Origin of the sequence: Pseudomonas sp. DSP3-2-3, assembly GCF_049898225.1 — a bacterium.
In the GTDB taxonomy this organism is placed as follows: Bacteria; Pseudomonadota; Gammaproteobacteria; order Pseudomonadales; family Pseudomonadaceae; genus Aquipseudomonas.
Genome location: NZ_JAFCXH010000002.1, coordinates 29666 through 47192, shown reverse-complemented (window position 1 = coordinate 47192; position 17527 = coordinate 29666). Strand labels below are relative to the sequence as shown.

The 17527-nt window shown below is 50.2% G+C and carries 12 protein-coding genes and 1 pseudogene; 6 read left to right on the top strand and 7 right to left on the bottom strand.

What is annotated here, in order from left to right; all coding sequences use genetic code 11:
• Window positions 1-27: 27 nt before the first annotated feature.
• From ACP7E4_RS03030 to ACP7E4_RS03010, 5 genes are all read right to left on the bottom strand, one after another.
• Complete coding sequence (locus ACP7E4_RS03030; RefSeq protein ID WP_426112010.1) at window positions 28-1275, bottom strand: OprD family porin; 1248 nt, start codon at window positions 1273-1275, stop codon at window positions 28-30.
• 239 nt (window positions 1276-1514) lie between these two features.
• Window positions 1515-2981: an NAD-dependent succinate-semialdehyde dehydrogenase gene (locus ACP7E4_RS03025; protein ID WP_426112012.1), complete on the bottom strand. Its 1467-nt coding sequence runs from the start codon at window positions 2979-2981 to the stop codon at window positions 1515-1517.
• Window positions 2982-3034: 53 nt separating this feature from the next.
• Window positions 3035-4321: a 4-aminobutyrate--2-oxoglutarate transaminase gene (gabT, locus tag ACP7E4_RS03020; RefSeq protein ID WP_426112014.1), complete on the bottom strand. Its 1287-nt coding sequence runs from the start codon at window positions 4319-4321 to the stop codon at window positions 3035-3037.
• 239 nt (window positions 4322-4560) lie between these two features.
• A complete protein-coding gene (locus ACP7E4_RS03015) occupies window positions 4561-5484 on the bottom strand; it encodes a 2-hydroxyacid dehydrogenase (RefSeq protein WP_426112016.1) in 924 nt (307 codons plus the stop codon).
• 601 nt (window positions 5485-6085) lie between these two features.
• Window positions 6086-6331 carry a hypothetical protein gene (locus tag ACP7E4_RS03010; RefSeq protein WP_426112018.1) on the bottom strand — a complete coding sequence of 82 codons (246 nt, stop codon included), beginning with the start codon at window positions 6329-6331 and terminating at the stop codon, window positions 6086-6088.
• 176 nt (window positions 6332-6507) lie between these two features.
• Between ACP7E4_RS03010 and istA the strand changes: the two genes are divergently transcribed.
• The 3 genes and pseudogenes from istA to ACP7E4_RS02995 form a co-directional block, all read left to right on the top strand.
• A complete protein-coding gene (gene istA / locus ACP7E4_RS03005; RefSeq protein ID WP_426112076.1) occupies window positions 6508-8007 on the top strand; it encodes an IS21 family transposase in 1500 nt (499 codons plus the stop codon).
• Complete coding sequence (gene istB, locus ACP7E4_RS03000) at window positions 8000-8797, top strand: IS21-like element helper ATPase IstB (protein ID WP_426112020.1); 798 nt, start codon at window positions 8000-8002, stop codon at window positions 8795-8797. Before istA ends, istB begins: the two co-directional genes overlap by 8 nt.
• A gap of 208 nt (window positions 8798-9005) precedes the next feature.
• A pseudogene (locus ACP7E4_RS02995) lies at window positions 9006-9137 on the top strand (endonuclease); the annotation flags it as partial.
• 653 nt (window positions 9138-9790) lie between these two features.
• On the opposite strand, the gene ACP7E4_RS02990 reads toward ACP7E4_RS02995, so the two are convergent.
• Both ACP7E4_RS02990 and ACP7E4_RS02985 read right to left on the bottom strand, forming a co-directional pair.
• The gene (locus ACP7E4_RS02990) at window positions 9791-10795 is read right to left on the bottom strand and encodes a trypsin-like peptidase domain-containing protein (protein WP_426112022.1); all 1005 of its coding nucleotides are present in this window, start codon (window positions 10793-10795) and stop codon (window positions 9791-9793) included.
• On the bottom strand, window positions 10785-12707 hold the full coding sequence (locus ACP7E4_RS02985) for a trypsin-like serine protease (RefSeq protein WP_426112024.1): 1923 nt from the start codon (window positions 12705-12707) through the stop codon (window positions 10785-10787). Before ACP7E4_RS02985 ends, ACP7E4_RS02990 begins: the two co-directional genes overlap by 11 nt.
• 1104 nt (window positions 12708-13811) lie before the next feature.
• Between ACP7E4_RS02985 and ACP7E4_RS02980 the strand changes: the two genes are divergently transcribed.
• The 3 genes from ACP7E4_RS02980 (at window position 13812) to ACP7E4_RS02970 (ending at window position 17516) form a co-directional block, all read left to right on the top strand.
• Entirely contained in the window at window positions 13812-14879 is a 1068-nt protein-coding gene (locus ACP7E4_RS02980; protein ID WP_426112026.1) for a hypothetical protein, read from the top strand.
• A 909-nt stretch (window positions 14880-15788) separates the two neighbouring features.
• Window positions 15789-16556, top strand: a complete 768-nt coding sequence (locus ACP7E4_RS02975) for a hypothetical protein (protein ID WP_426112028.1) — start codon at window positions 15789-15791, stop codon at window positions 16554-16556.
• Between the two features lie 33 nt (window positions 16557-16589).
• Window positions 16590-17516, top strand: coding sequence for a hypothetical protein (locus ACP7E4_RS02970; protein WP_426112030.1), 927 nt, complete (start codon window positions 16590-16592; stop codon window positions 17514-17516).
• Window positions 17517-17527: the final 11 nt, after the last annotated feature.

Genomic DNA, 17527 nt, shown 5'->3' with positions numbered 1-17527 from the left:
TGTGATGGCCTGGCCTCGTATGACAGATTAGAAAATACTGAAAGGATATTCAGTGATTAGCCGAACCTCATCTATCTGTCCTCCACGCTCGTCACTGCGATAGCTGGCGTGTCGGATTCGAAAAGATAGGCTTTTTGCTTGCCCGCTTTGTACGACGTACCGGCCTTCAACGTTCCGCTCCCACGCACTGCCGTCGATATCAACCCCGCGACCGTTCTTGAAGTCATATCCCTTCACATAACGAGTCATGAAGCTAAGTCCGGGGACACCAAAGGAGGCCATGTCGAGATCATAGCGAAGCTGCCACGACTTCTCATCTTCATAGTCGAAATCTGAATACTGCACAGAGTTGGCAAAAAAGAAGTTAGCACCACCATCAGGGCCATACAGATAATCCCCTTTACCGATCACCTGTTGGTATGCCGCCATGAACTGATGAGCACCCGTCTTAAATGTTGTAGCAATACTCCAAATATCATTATCCAGATTGCCGCTGCGTGCCTCACCTGTACTTTTCGTATCATAGCCGTTGAAATCAAATTTCAGCGAGCTCGTCGCATTCAAAGGAACTACATAGTTGGCATTGGCGTAATATTTTCTGAAATGGTTTTCAGTATCCGCGTAATATAAACTCCCTGACAGTTGATCAGTAAACTTATACGCGCCCCCCAGGTAATCAACCGATGTCATTCTACCGCTGTCTCTTGACGACTGATTACGGTTGGTGAGCCCCGTAAAATGCCCAGCATTCAAACGCAGGTTTTTGAATTCCTCACTCACAACCGAAATGCCATCAACGGTTTCCGGCAGAAGACGGGTATCCGAAATATTCAGGATCGGAAGTGTCATCAGTTGCGTTCCGTACTTCAAAACAGTGTTAGACACGCGCATCTTCAGTACGCCTCCACCCTTGGAGTAGTCGTCCTTGGCGCCATTGCTGTCCTGCTCCAGCAACCCCGTACCACCGCCAGTTCGACCATCGCCGGTGTCAAGCTTTAGCCCGTAGAGGCCGATGAAATCGAACCCTAAACCGACAGTGCCTTGAGTGAAACCTGATTCCAAAGTACCGATGAAGCCCTGCCCCCACTCTTCACCGTAATTCTGAGTAGCCCCCGATGCCCTATTGTCACGCTGCATATACATGTTACGCGCTTTTATATTCAGCTTTGTACCATCAAAAAAACCGACAGCATCAGACTGACTACTCGCCTGCGCAACTTGACCGCTCCCAAAACTCAATACCAATGCTGCAACGCCATACTTGCCATACGTCATTGAGTAGCCCCTACCTAGAGTCATTTATGTTATGGCATAGAGGTGAATAGCAGCCCCAAGATGAACGCATCCATTTCTGCATCTTGTGTTTAACCATGCCGACTCTTGATGATCAGCTTGGCAATAGGAAAACGCTTCCCTGCGAACAACTTTTAAGGTCAAGCCAGCACGAACCAAACATTCTGCAAATGCAGCTGGGCTATAACTTTGGCATATCGACTAGCTGGTGACCCCATCTTTTAATCTACTAAAGGAGTAAGGCCGACAGAGATAAACTTTGTTTCAAGGTAGTCTTGGATTCCCCACTTGCCACCCTCTCGTCCAATGCCACTCATCTTTACGCCGCCAAAGGGCGCTTGCGACGTAGAGGGTGCGCCATCGTTTATCCCGACGATCCCGTATTCGAGTCGCTCCGACACTCGGTGAGCTATGTCCAGATCTTTAGTCCAGATATAAGCCGCCAGGCCGAAAGGCGTGTCGTTAGCCGCTGAAATCACCTCTTCAGTTGTCTCAAACTCCAGTAATGGAGCGACTGGGCCAAAAGTTTCTTCGTTCATAATCAGCATCCCAGGCCGAACATCAGCCAGGATTGTCGGCTCAAAATACAGGCCTCCAAGTGCTTTCCCGCCTACTAACACACGAGCCCCTTTCTGGACTGCGTCGTGGATGTGACTCTGCACTTTTTCCAGCCCCTGCTGGTCGACCAGTGGGCCTATTTGAGTTTCAGGATTTGAAGGGTTACCAACCTTGAGTGCAGAGACTTTTGAACTCAGCACTTGTGCCAACTGTTGGGTGATCGACTTGTGCACGTATATACGGTTTGTACAAACACAAGTCTGGCCAGCATTGCGAAATTTGCATGCCATGATCTCATCGGCTGCACGCTCGATGTCAGCATCACCAAAGACGATAAATGGCGCATGCCCGCCTAGCTCCAGCGAAACTTTTTTCATCGTCTCTGCTGATTTGCGGTACAGCATCACACCGACTTCGGTGCTTCCTGTAAAAGTCAATTTACGTATGCGAGCGTCGTCAAAAAATTGATTTGACACCTCGGCCGGCTGGTTGGACGTAATAACCTGAAAAGTCCCCTGCGGCCCCCCAACTTCAAGCCATAGCCTTTCCAGCAGGATCGCTGTAAGCGGTGACTGCTCAGCAGGCTTCACGATTACGGTGCACCCTGCCGCAAGAGCGGGTGCAACTTTGCGAGTAATCATCGCTGCCGGAAAGTTCCAAGGGGTGACCGCGTAAACTGGGCCCACAGGCTGTAGCAGCGTGTACAACCTTTTGTGCTCATGCTGGCTGGAAAATGTGTCTCCGTAGAGGCGTTTCGCCTCTTCGGCATACCATTCCGCAAATCCTGCCGCGTACATGACTTCACCGCGAGCCTCTCGGATAGGCTTGCCCATCTCGGTGCTTATCATCAAAGCGATTTCGTCGGCACAAGCAACGATACGGTCAAACCATTTACGTAGAAGGTGGCTCCGAGCGTCTGTGGTCGTACGGCTCCACGATTTAAAGGCATCAACCGATGCATCCGCGAACATCGCTGCATCTGATGCGTCGCAATCAGGAACTCGCGCAAAAACCTCCCCGGTGGCAGGGTTCGTCAGTTCGTAGAAGGCCGAGGTCTTTGAGCGCATCCCGTGCGATGGCAGTGTCCACGTTTCTACGGCGCTGCTCGATACAAGTGATTTCGTATTCATATGTGTCCGATGTGACCTGATTGATTACGGATGGGCATCAACGAGCACGCTACTCAGTGCTGGTGAACACTCGTCAGAGCGCGCTCGAACATCCCTAGGGCCCTGGTGACATCTGCCTCAGCAATGACAAGAGGGCAGATGAACCGCACGACGTTTCGGTAAATACCGCACTTGATGAGCAGCAGGCCTTCGGCACGTGCAGCATCAATGATCCGCTGCGCCAACCCTGCGTCCGGTTTTTTTGACTCTCGGTCGGTGACGAACTCGATCGCAGCCATGGCGCCTATAGCGCGTACGTTGCCGATGCTTTCAAAACGCTTTTCGAAAGCTTTGAATCCTTCGATCAACTGAGCGCCAATGGCCTGACTTCGCTCTAGAAGATTCTCCGCCTCAAAGACATTGATCACTTCCAGCGCTGCGGCGCAGCCCAGAGGGTTACCTCCATAAGTCCCGCCCAGTCCACCAGGCTCAATCGAGTCCATGATCTGTGCACGCCCCACCACCCCAGAAAGAGGTAGGCCACCTGCAAGGCTCTTCGCAACCGTGACGAGGTCAGGCTGGATGCCCGAATGCTGGAACCCGAACATTTTTCCAGTACGGCCAAAGCCGGTTTGGATCTCGTCGCAGATCAGCACAATGCCAAGCTCTTCGGTTTTCTTACGTAAGGCCTGCATGAACTCGTTGGGGGCAGCGATGAATCCGCCATCGCCTTGAACGGGTTCGATGATGATGGCTGCAACACGATTGGCCGCAATCTGCGTGTCGAAGATTTCCTGTAATGCGTTCAGAGCGTCCGTAGTGGATACACCTCGATACTCATTAGGGTACGGGGCGTGATAGATGTCGGGCGCGAACGGCCCGAAGTTCTGGCGATAGGGCTGACTCATGCCTGTAAGCGTCATACCCATGAGCGTCCGGCCGTGGAATCCGCCGCGAAACGCGATAACTCCCGGACGGTTCGTATAGCCTCGGGCGATTTTGATCGCATTTTCTACGGCTTCGGCGCCTGTTGTAAGGAACACCGATTTGTAGGAATCGCTTTGAGAAACCAGCGAATTGAGCTTCGCTGCAAGTTCTACGTAAGGCTGGTAAGACGCAACCTGGAAGCAGATGTGGGAGAACGTTTCGAGCTGCTTGCGCACTGCCTCAACAATACGCGGGTGGTTGTGCCCCACGTTCAAGACACCAATACCACCGACGAAGTCGAGGTACTCATTCCCATCCTCGTCCCATAGATAGGCGCCAGCGGCGCTTTTGACGTTAATGGGATGAGCAACCGCAACACCACGCGATACATGCTGTAAGTAGGCTGGGGCGTCTAAATTTTGAACCTTGGACATAGCAGTCACCATTCGTGTAAGTGACCTCATCCTAGGATGGCAAATCCTGCACAACTACTCATGAAACGTAGGATCAAAACGCCTACCCCCCCTATGAAAACGACTAAGGCGCAGGCGTTGGATCCGACGATTGCTTTAGATACTAGGATTGTTATTGGTAAAACGAGCCACACTGCGTATGGCCGGATGTTCAGGCTACCCAGCCTCTTTTTCAGATCACAACCGGAATCGATGCTGGCTCAATAACCAAAGCCACGATTCACCGTATGGAGAAGCGGCTGGCCCGATCGGTCACGCAGGATGCTATCAACCACCACCGCAGCTCCACCCTCGATCTGCATGGTGCTTGCAATGTGGGGCGTGACCCATACTCTCGGGTGCTTCCAGAGACGGTTACATAACAGCAATGGTTCTTCCTGGAAAACGTCAAGAACGGCGCCCCCGACTTGACCGGAGTCAAGCGCCGCTAGCAGATCAGCCTCATTCAGATGCCCGCCACGCCCCACATTGATCACTCCAGCTCCAAGGGGAAGCTGCCTGAAAAGATCCTCGTTCAGGATTTCGCGAGTCTGCTCCGTTAGAGGAAGCAGGTTGACCAATACGTCGCATTGCTCCAGGAACTCTTGAAACTCTTCTCGCCCGACATAGATGTCGACGCCATCAATCGCCTTCATGGAGCGGTTCCAGCCGAGAAGCTGAAAATCGAATGACTGAAGTTTCGCTAAGCATGTGCGCCCCAAGTGACCTATGCCCATGACGCCTACTCGTCGCCTCGCAGCCGCTTGGATGTCGCGAGGCTTCCAAGACTCAGTTAGCTGATCATTGCGGTAATCAATCATGTCGCGATGCAATGCGAGCACCGCAAACACCACGTATTCCGCCATGCTTTGCGCAATAGAATCCTCAACCATGCGTACGAGTGCCACCCCTTCTGGAAAGGACGATACATCGAACTGATCGACCCCCGCGCCAGCTGAGAAAACTATTCGTAGGGATGTGTATTTCTCAAGATCCGCTATCGGATCCCACGTCAGAATGTAGGTGACATCGGCTGGATCGACGTCATCCAACGATTGAATGAACCGCAGGTTAGGCAACTCAGCCGTCAGCAAGCGGCTCCAGCGCTCGGCCCTTTCTGCGTAAGAGTTGTACAGGAAATACATACTATGGCTCGCCGGTAGGTTAATGGTGCAGAACCATGATGGGCAGCTACGACAGGAAATTCCTCCTTCGGTAAGATGAAAATTTTGGTCGCCAATAGCATCGGAAGTAGGAAGAAGCACATAGGACTAATGAGGTAGAACGTCATCACCAAGCGGCGGCCATCGCCCTACCCCTCGGCGGCGAGCATCAAGCCCGTGGTTTGAACTCTGTTGACGCAGCGGGCATATGGACTCAAATTGTCCCTGCCTGAGAAACATTGCTTCACATCGGCAATATCGAGATTGTCGAAACCGGCCTATCAGGTGAAGCACGGGCAGCCGTTGACCACCAGTTCCTCCAAACAGCACATCTAGCGGGCCCATCCCCCTAAGCTTTCGGTCATCTGAATCGTGGCAGACAGCACCTGCGACTTCAATGCCCACCGGCTGTGATGCAGTAGTCGAAGCGCCGCGCCTGAGCACAAGCTGCTCGCGCATCCAATCCTCCGCCAGTTCAAACTTGGACATCATCTCTTCGAACTCTTCGAGGGACAGTCGATGGGGCACGTTACCGGGTTCCATCACAACTCCAGAAGATGGGCATAATTGGGTGTGCTCGGGATCAGACCGACTCAATCGAAATCACTTCGAAATATCGAAATTTCTTCTGCTTTGCGGCGGCCTTGGCTTCGGCTTCAGCGACAAGCGTGCTGAGTGTATTGGCGTCATAAACGAACGCTTCAATCGGGCCTTCAAAGGTCTTAGTCACCTGCAACGTTACACGCAGCCTAGGTGACAATGGCTTGGAGGGCGCAGCCTTCTTGGGGCGACTATGTATTGTGGCAGGCTGGGAGTCTTGATCTACCAATTTGCCGACCTGACTCCCCAAGCTCGGCCGGAGAATGCGAAGCCCTCAAAGGAATAGAGCATGTTGCCGCTGACCGAAAACTGACCCAGTAAAGGCTGTTCTGCCGACTGAAAACTGACCCAGGTGTTCAACTGCTTCTGCTCAATTTTTGAGCAGGAGAACACAGGGTGATCAGCATGGAAATGATGGGCAAAATTCGGCGGATGTATTTTCGCGACAAGCTGTCGCTGCATCAGATAGCCAAGCGTACCGGGCTGTCGAGAAACACCATCCGAAAATGGGTCAGAGCACCCGAAGCAACTCAACCGGCGTACCTGCGGTGCGCAGCCTTCAACAAACTCAGTCCATTTCACGAGACGCTGGAACAGGCGCTCAAGGCCGATTCCTTCCGGGCAAAGCACAATCGCAGGAGCGCCAAAGCACTCTTCGAACAGATCAAGGCCGAGGGTTACGACGGCGGCTACAGCCAGCTCACCGCCTTCATACGCTCGTGGCGCGGTGAGCAAGGCAAATCCTTACGGGCCTTTGTACCGTTGACGTTCGCACTCGGCGAGGCCTTTCAGTTCGACTGGAGCGAAGAAGGTCTGCTGATCGGCGGCCTGTTACGACGCATCCAGGTCTCCCACATGAAGCTGTGCGCCAGTCGCGCATTTTGGTTGGTTGCGTATCCCAGCCAAGGCCACGAAATGTTGTTCGATGCCCATACCCGCTCGTTTGGCGCGTTAGGTGGGGTGCCGCGTCGCGGCATCTACGACAACATGAAGACCGCTGTCGACAAGGTCAACAAGGGTAAGGGGCGCACGGTCAATGCTCGGTTTACCGTGATGTGCGCGCACTATTTGTTTGATCCGGACTTCTGCAATGTGGCTTCGGGCTGGGAAAAAGGCATCGTCGAAAAGAACGTCCAAGACAGTCGGCGACGCATCTGGCTCGATGCTCAAGATTGCATGTTCCACACCTTTGAAGAACTGAATGTCTGGCTCGGACAACGTTGTCGTGCGCTCTGGAGCGAGCTGCTGCACCCGCAGTACAACGGGCTGACGGTAGCGGACGTCCTGGAACTGGAGCGGGTGGAAATGATGCCAATGCCCACCGCCTTTGACGGCTACGTCGAACGCACCGTGCGGGTCTCCAGTACCTGCCTGATCAGCGTGGCGCGAAACCGCTACTCGGTGCCGTGTGAGCGGGTCGGCCAGTGGGTCAGCAGCCGTCTGTATCCTTCTCGGATTGTAGTCATCGCCGATGAAACGATGATTGCCAGTCACGAGCGCCTCTTTGATCGAGATCAGGTCAGTTTTGACTGGCAGCATTACATCCCGCTCATCGAACGCAAGCCCGGAGCGCTGCGCAATGGCGCTCCGTTTGCTGATCTGCCGAAGTCGTTGCAACTGCTAAAACGCGGCCTGAGGCGTCACACCAACGGTGATCGAATCATGACGCAGGTACTGGCGGCGGTTCCCATCGCCGGGCTCGACGCGGTGTTGGTGGCGGTGGAGTTGGTACTTGAATCAGGCAGCCTGAGCGCTGACCACATCCTGAATGTCCTGGCTCGACTGACATCGACAGCAGCCCCTCCGTCCGCCGAAACCAGCCTTCAACTCAAGATAGCGCCTGTCGCCAATACGGCGCGCTACGACCGACTCCGTGCCACCGATGAGGAGACTCGCAATGCGTGATCTTATGGCGGAACTCAAAGAACTGCGTCTGCATGGCATGGCCAGCGCCTGGGAAGAACTGGCTTCGCAAGGAGAAGCCTCAACGACCTCGTCGAAATGGCTGCTCGAACATCTGCTTCAACAGGAACATGCAGATCGCGCCGTACGGTCTGTGAATCATCAGATGAACATGGCCAAACTCCCCATGCATCGTGATTTGGTCGGCTTCGACTTCAGCGCTTCCAGCGCAGACGCCCGTTTGGTCAGGGATCTGTCCAACCTGGGGTTCACCGATACTGCGCAGAATGTCGTGTTCATCGGCGGGCCTGGAACAGGCAAAACACACCTGGCCACCGCCTTGGCCGTGTCCGGGATCACGACGCATAACAAACGCGTGCGCTTCTACTCCACGGTGGATCTGGTCAATTTGCTGGAGCGCGAAAAATACGATGGAAAGGCAGGCCGAATCGCCCAAGGACTGCTTCGCACAGACCTGGTGATACTCGATGAGCTGGGGTATTTGCCCTTTAGCCAGAGCGGTGGAGCCCTGCTATTTCATCTGCTGTCCAAGTTGTACGAGCACACCAGCGTGGTCATCACCACCAACCTCAGTTTCTCGGAATGGTCGAGCGTTTTTGGCGACGCCAAGATGACTACTGCGCTGCTGGATCGGCTCACGCATCACTGCCACATCGTCGAAACGGGCAATGAGTCCTACCGCCTGCAACACAGCAGTTTGATTGCACAGACAAAGATCAAGTCACGTGAACGAAAGCGCAAGGACGGTATCGAGGACGATGAGCCGTTTTGATCTGCACAATAAATACCCTGCCGCATGCCTACATGCGGTGGGGCTTGATGCCTCTTCTCACTGGGACACTGCTGCTAAGCTTATCCACAATTGCTGGGGCAAAAATCAGCAATCCGCCCTGGGTCAATTTTCAATCGGCAGGGTGGGTCAGTTTTCAATCAGCGCCGACAGAATGGCCTCAGCAGTGGCTCCATAGTACGGTCAATGCAAGACCAAAGTCGATTTTAACCAACACACGACCAAACTCCGCGATGAAGTTAAAGGCGGGATGGCGAGAACGACGCTCTACATAGTTAACCGATATACCTTAACCATTCATGCCAGCAGCAAGAATTGCTGATGGCATGGGGCAAGCAGTTTCCGGTGACACGCTGGGAAATGTAGAGCAGCACACGCATCGCAGTTCATGGCACACCCCATAGTCTCGTCAGGAGCGCCCCGCAAATGGACGCAAGGCTACAAGATACTAGGTGACCGCGTTGGCAGCTCTCCACCCGCGTACTTACCGCTCAGAAAGGGTAAAAAAAACACGCTCGGAATCGATAGGCGTCATCATAGGCAACAGCAACAGCCTTGTGTACCGCCGGTCTAAGGGTTGGCAGAACTGTATCAACGCATCCTTGAAATACTATGCCTAAGAGTCCGCGTCTCAATCGGCGGGCTATCGGAAAGCAGCAAACTGCAGCTGTCATTGAAAAATCCCCAACGTAGTAACCTTCATCAAAGTGAATATTAGATCTGTTAGGTGCTTCGCCGAACACCTGCGCCGATTTGTAATTTTGGCACGACCTGCCCGTCGAGCCTAGCTGGAGCCTGGATAGCATTACTAGTAAAATCTGAAACGTCGACCCCAAATTCCTCACATACTTAGGCACCGCTTTTCCAAGCGTTTGACACCCACAGATCGTGATTCAGAATCCAACTAAGACAACTATACTGACCCTAAAAATAACATGACCCGCAATTGTTGCTTCCGAAGACCATGTCAGAAACTCATAACGGCTTAGTTATTTTGTATGTAATGGTGATTTTAGGATTCTCGTTAAAGTTAAATATTGAAACATATCCCGGCCCCGCTGGCAGGCGTTGACGCAAAGTTCGAGATACGCCAACCTGTTTTTTCTTGCAAGCACTATCATCCTCCGAAGAGCAAATTATCACCCAGACCTCAAGAGCAGAGTCATCACCAGTGGTGCTAGATACATTCTGAAGCAAGAAATCAACAGGGCCTTCGCTTTGCAAATCTAATGAAATATTTTTAACCTGACCCGAATCTAATTCCTCCGGCCCATATTGATCTTCGCGATTTTTTTCCTGAGGCTCTTTTTTATTTCCGTCCGGCGTTATTTCTACTAATGAAAACTCCGTTGCTACCAACTCAGCCACCAAAACACCATAATAAGACGGAGAACCAGTGTTCGGATCAAACTCCGCGCCCGCAACGATACCCACAAGAGCATTGTTGCCTTTCATTACGACCGGAGCGCCACTCATACCACTGGAGGTCAAAACATCAGTTTTCACGATCCCCAAGCTATTGGGTATAGTGCTTCCTAAAGTCCCGCTAGTGATAGTTACGCCTCCAGGATCCCCTGCGGCAGTTACATTAAAGCCATAGGCAGAAAGCTCTTTCCCCGCAAGGTCAGTACCATCGACTTTAACATACGCTAAATACGGGAAGCTTTCTCCATATGATGGAGTAAAACGCATCAAGGCTGCGTCAACATCTACCGTCTTGCCGTATCGAATGAGTGACCGTGATGGTGTAGTCGCAGCAGTCCCGATCGACCCTTTACAGTCATAACCCACAGGAACTACATGCTTAGCGGTTAAAACATAGCCTTTCTCACTTACTAAAACCCCAGCACCTTTAGTAATACTGCCAGCATTATCACGGCACTCTATGTATACGACAGATGGTGGTACTGGCTGGCCGAAGGAGTAAGCTCCAAATGCCAGAAGTAATATTACTATATAACCTATCCTTTTAATTATCATTTTTTTGCCCGATCCATTCTCTTATTATCACCGCTAAGCGGGGTGTTAAGCGCGTAGCAGCATTATTTGAACTCCATGGTTCGTGCCCGTGTAAGCCATTCGTATGAACACCAATAACTGAGGCCCCACCAGCAAACATCACTGGAGCTCCACTCATGCATCCAAACGTGTCATTCTGATAAAACAGCTTCATAGGCAATAACTCATTGATCCGACCACTGCTCGACCACTGCCTTCCATAAGGGTGTTTATCGCAGGGGTAGCCCATGATGACGATCTCACGCCCTTTACTCTCGTTGATCACACTTCCAAGCTGCACCCAGCCTGTTCTGTTTCCTATCTTACAATCTAACCGGATAGCTCCTATGTCGTATAACCTAGATCCTTCGCTATTGACTGCGTCAACCCAACCTTTCAAAGAGTACAAATCGGTTGCTTTGCACTCACCATAAGGGACGACTGGCCCATTCCTAGCCGGAATCACGATCACAGAATCATGCCAGCCATCTACCGTCGCACCATCATGTACACAGTGGCCTGCAGTCAAAACCATGTTATTAGAAATCATAACACCGCTGCATCCATAGCTGCTTTCCACTGCCTTTTTTTTGAAGATAATTTGCACTACTGCTCTATTTGGGTATACCGTAGTTAACGGTATGACCGTCCTCGTGTCTGGCTGAATTACTGAATAAGGAATAAAGCTACTCTCCTTTTCTTTAAATTCAGGTGCGATCTCATATCCTGCATAAATTGGATGCAACTCAACAACGGAATTTTTACTTTTATCACTTGCGTTATTATTGGGTTTGATGACTCCAGTCCCTGTAACCAATGCCGGTTCAGAAGGAGGGCCAGCATCGTCGCCTTCAGAAAAATACGTCACACTTTTATTTTTAAGATTGTAACCGACGCCCATATTGGATTCTTCGGTTTCTGATACCTCTTTATCTTCGCCCTCTGTAGAATCCGTCCACTCAGTTTGACTTACCAACGAATAAAGCGTGTCTTCATCGACGATCCCGGTTACCCTCAATGAACGGCTTTTTTGATATTTTTCTAAGGCTGATTTAATAGACAAAGGACTTGTATTGCTCTCGTTAGCAGCCAACGGAAGGAAGCCAAGATCCCGTAAAATATCTACTGAGCCCGTTTCCTTAATGGCTTGCAATGCGCCTGTACCGGAATCATTTAGCTCTGCCGTTTCCTGCTCGGCTTCAATTACTCGTCTGATAATTCCGAACCAAAGTTTCGAGGCGTCATATCCTAATGCGCGAGGGCCGTTGATTGCCCGTCTAACACCTTTCAAGTCATTCCTATCGGCAATTTCATTAATACTCCTTGACTGCCAATATAACAATGATATCTCCACTCCGTATTTTATTTCTCGGGCAAGATCAGGTTTTTTTTCTAAAGGTATTTCCATTCGACGCCCTGTCATTTGAAAGTTGTAACGACCTGTTAATTGTATATATCCTGAGCCCCGATACTCCCACCCATCCGTAGTAGATCTTCCTCTATTACCCAACCTATCACCATACACGTAGTTTGCGATTTCCTTGGGTCGATACTCAAGCTGAGCCGCAAGCGCAGGGGTAATACTATTGAAGGTTCTTACGAGTTGAGCTGATGAGTACATCATATTCTCATCAAGCCTAACCAGACCACCCGTCTCAGTGAATATTTGTGCAAGGTAATGCTGTATTCTCAAATTACTATTTACGCCTGCCGAATCAATTACTTCAAGCTTGTCGATTACCCCTGACAAAATTAGGGAGGAAGCACGGGGTGAAATTTTAAGCATATTCTCTCGCGTTAAAATATTACGCCACTCATTGGCTTGGACAGCTCCATCATAAAAATCAGAAAAAAGCCCAAGCAATATCACTAACAACCAGTGTTGCCTAGTCACAAAACCTCCTCAATGGATATATCTTCGCCCGCCCTGAGATATACTCCATACCGGATTCCGCCATCTAGTTTGCTAGGAACAATCACGATCAACTTTACCTAGCGGCCCATAAAATCAAGTTACGATTAGCATAGGCCTCCACTGTAAATCCATTAGCTTAATTCACTATAACGATCATCGCACTTATAACACCTGCGCATAGGTATGAACAACGATTTGATCACGGCCGATTGACGAAAAACAAACATCACCCTCATCCAACCCCCAAGATCGTTAAATCTGTAACTTTAACAATACACCTCGTTTTACAGCATACTCATTAGCTCATTAACAACTATCGTCCCCCTGCTGCGTATCGCCCACCTTGGTACAACCTCGAACTGCTGCATTGACGGTAAGCGATCGATGCGAAACCCTGAAAATGAGTATCTCGCCAACAGGCTCAAAAAGCCGGCGTCGTGCACGCGTCAGCACCACGGGTGAACGAGTAAATGACAAAAGCCGGGATCTGGAGCCTATAGAAAACAACCATAAAGTCGGCCGAAACCAGGAGGCCTTCTTCATCCACACTGAGTCTTCCTGACGGGAACATAATGACCCTCAATAGCCAGAGAGCCCCCAGCTTGGACTTGCAGTTTGAGGTCAGATTTGTTCAGCTCAAACCACGTCCTCTGAAAAATGATGTTGAGCCATGACGACGTTGAACAGTGTCGAGATCTGGCAATGGGCTTTGATCTGGTCGACCATCGCAAATGGTAGGGCGCGGCCCGTCAATTCGATGGATCCTGAAACATCCATATTGACTATCGGAGATAGTGCGAGCCAGCCGGGCGCAGGTTTGATTTACCCAGCAGGCTGGGTTCAGAGGCCTAGGGCGTATCTATCGTATATTCCATGGTTCGTAAAGCGCAAATCCTAATCTGGCATAAATAGCGAAAACAGTCATAATGGCGTTGCGCCATTTACCTAGAAGACAAATGCACAGATTCAACAATGCTTTTTCAATCATTGCATTAAGCGTACACCACCCAAGCTATGCTGCCTATTCTCAGCAGGATTGGCCTGCGCTTCTGCATCTTACTTACATTTTTCAGAGGATGAATCATGACCGACCTAACAGATAACTCGCTCCTAAAGTTAATCGAGAGCTTTTACAAAGGAAACGAAAGCACGATAATAAAGGGCGCGCCACTGCTAATTGGTTTTTTAATATTCTTTATTTACTTCATGGATAATTCTTTTTTCCCAGCTATTGATCTGTTCAGCCTGGTATCATTACTAACAGCTGCCTTTATCATTGGTTCGTTTTTTATAATTGCGACTTTTTTGGGATTGATTTATCCCGCGAAAAGCTGGTTTCATTTATTTCTTGCTGACGGGTCGATCTGGGGAGATATTACAGGAGGTTCACCAGCCAACCAACAGAAAGCAAAAAAGCTGATTCATTGGTTTTTCACCCTCCCTGTAATAATTAGCTGCAGTTTGAATACAGTGATTATCGAAGTGTCGCACTCTACATTATTTAAAATGTGGGCTTTTTTTATAACTGCGGCTGTGGTCAGCGTTACATTTGGAGGTGCTATCACCAAGGTTTTTAATCTATCCGCAAGCGCATTTAAAAAATATGTCATGACCATATGGCCTCCACTGATTTTTTCTAACTTCATCTGCTTCGGGTTTGAAATAGCACTTCTTGAATCCGATGAAACGAACAACGGACTTACGGCCCTGACATCTCCTGCAATCACTGGGACTTGTATAGGGCTATTGCTGATCCTGATTACCATTTATACAATACAAGCAAAATCAATAAGAACCACCTTCATGGCGATAACTACAGGCTTCGCTGTAATGATCTTAATGGGCATGCAACACAGCGTCCCTTCGCAGATTGTAAAAACATTAGGAGTCGGCAACTACACCGCACGCTCGATTATTTTAAAGCCAGAGATGTGTCAATCTTTAAAAGAGGCCAGCTTCATAATTGATCATTGCACCATAGGCTGGGTGCACGTAATTTGGGAGTTGGGGGACGCCTATAAAATCTCTTACAAACCAGATTACCGAAAAATAGATAAAAACGGGGACAGGCTTACCGAGTGCCCGGGAATTGAGCCCTGCGGGACGATTTTGACGCTACCAAAGGACTCAGTAATTGTAGTGATCAAATAAAACACTTTGATCACAGATGAATACAGAACAAATGAGTCCGACGTAGGCACGTTCCGTCCTCGGAAGTCTAGCTCTAGAACGTGCGCCCTGGAAAAAGCCACCGTGGTGGCCCTTCCTACTCCGTTTCCATCGTCACTGGCTGGGTATGGTGACGTAGATATTTTCCTTATACTCTGAATTGTGATATCGATACTGTTATCCAAAACTGCATGCGCCTTGTAGAAGCCATTCTTGACTTCTTCATTATTCGACACGGCAATGTATTTCGAAGGTTATGGAACTGATTCTTGATAATTTTTGCCACTACCGTATACGCGACTTCAATTGCAAGCTCGCTGTCGATACATTTACCCCTATGGACAAAACGAAAGCGGCAATCCAACCGTAAGGGTGGTTGTTCTTCTGATCCAGTAGGATTGACGGCTTCCAGAGATATACGGGCACAATCGTGGCCAACAGGAGCTAAGAGGCTGAGTGGCCAGCGGATTTCAACTAAGCTCATGCAGGATGCATAAGCTAATGTCGAGTTCGAGGTACAGCCACCAAAGGTCTTTGAGCGCTGCTATTCGGTACTGCACCCACTGGAGGAAACGCGAGACTGCGCAGACGAAGCAGTTGTCATGCTCGGTCGCTGCCAGCGTTGGCGGCTCAGTAACACGCCCGATAAGCAGGCGACCTTTGACGTCTTGCCGATTCTTCAAAAAACAGCCTATAAGTAAGCTAAGCCTGAGCCACGGAACCATCCTTTGCCGTCATGGGCGCCCGGGGGTTGACGGTGGCCGATTCAGCACGAATGCGTACGCCAGTAATTTCGCCTAGGGCCCAAAAAGGCGAGTTCTCGATGAGTTTTAGTCGTGTATCCTTGCGCTGGTAAGGATACTTGTCTGATCCAATGAAGGGCCACAGAAAATGATCCCTCCATTTCTGCCGTCACAAGTTTCACACTTCCAACAGCTCTACGCGCACAAAGCTCTAACGCCTTGGGTGGGAGCTTCCCCTCACTCCTGGGCCGAGTCAGTCTACGCTGGCCTTGGTAAAGACTATGGACTATCCACGGGACAGCTCACTCGCGCAGCGCTCAGGGCTCTCTGGGCAGATCCTTGTGTTTCAGACGAAGCTTGTTTTCTGAGCACGATGGCATGGGGCGGAATGCAACGGGGTAATGGGCGTAGATCGTGGGCCTCACGCAGTCATTGGCTACCCGTTTGCAAAGCGTTGCGTGATGGGATACATAGCCGTGCGACGGGTTTTTCCGCATTTTCAATGCTTCGGGCACAAGGCAAACTGCCTGGTATGGGGCCTGCCTATTTTACAAAAATATTGTTCTTCGCTGAGCCCAATGCGGACGCCTACATCTTGGATCAATGGACAGCGCGTAGCATTCACATCCTCAGCGGACAAGGAGCGATCCCTGCAGTGCGTAAAGATTATGCTTCCTCTAGGAAAGCCTCTGAACTAGGTACACCATCGAAGCTTCGATTGATTGTAGACGACAAGGTGACTGTCGCTGATTACCTTGATTACTGCCGACAGGTCGAACGACTAGGTGAAATGCTTGATCTTCACCCGCATCAAGTCGAGGAGCAGTTGTTTAGTGCTGGAGGAAAATCGCCGCATCCGTGGCGAGACCACGTTATGAAGGCTTGGGTTAGTCCAACGTCTAGCCTGTATCGTTGAGTCGAGGCTCATATGTCGAATGTGGACTTCATAATGAGACGCATCACTGAAGCACTTATGATCGTGCTGTTTGCGACTGTGGCCTTGTGGGCAAGCATCATTGAAGCCGGTGGTGCAGTCAGCGTCCGCGGCTACACACGCTCAAACGGGACTTATGTAGCGCCTCATTATCGCTCAGCGCCCGATGGAGTATTCGGAAACAACTGGAGCACATTCGGCAATATCAATCCACATACTGGAAAACCAGGTATTTTGACATCACCCTCCCACTCGACCGGATCTACCTATGCCGCTCCGGTGCAATTGCCAAACGATACAGATAGCCAGCAGCCAGTTACGTCGTCAAAAATCCGGAACAATCACTCTAATTTAATTAATCAACTAAATCACTCTTTACCAGACCATGCGAAAATTGATTATAGTGGCCGTAGCTGGGAGTGCATTAGAGGTTATAAAAGAGATGAACTCGGCTGCACGCCAGTCTTTATACCCCCTAACGCCAAACTAAATTACTTTGGCAATGAATGGGAGTGCAATCGCGACTTTAAGAAAGTGAGCAATACGTGTACTCCTGTAATAATTCCTGAGAACGCTAAACTAGATTATTTCGGCCATGAGTGGGAGTGTGACCGTGGCTTCGTCAAGCGAACCGATCACTGCCTAGCGGTTAGCATTCCCAATCATGCAAAGCTCGACTATTTCGGCCACAACTGGGAGTGTGAGAGAGGCTACCGACAGTCAGGTAACACCTGCGCGGCCGTAATAATTCCTGCAAATGCGAAACTGGACTATTTTGGTCACAATTGGGAATGTGATAGAGGTTACAAAAAATCAGATAATCAATGTGTCTGGTTGCTAGTCCCTAAAAATGCAAGGCTCGATTATTTCGGCCACAACTGGGAATGCGATGCAGGGTATCGGAAAACCGCAAGCGCATGCCTATTAGTAAGAGTGCCTTAAACGGCAATACA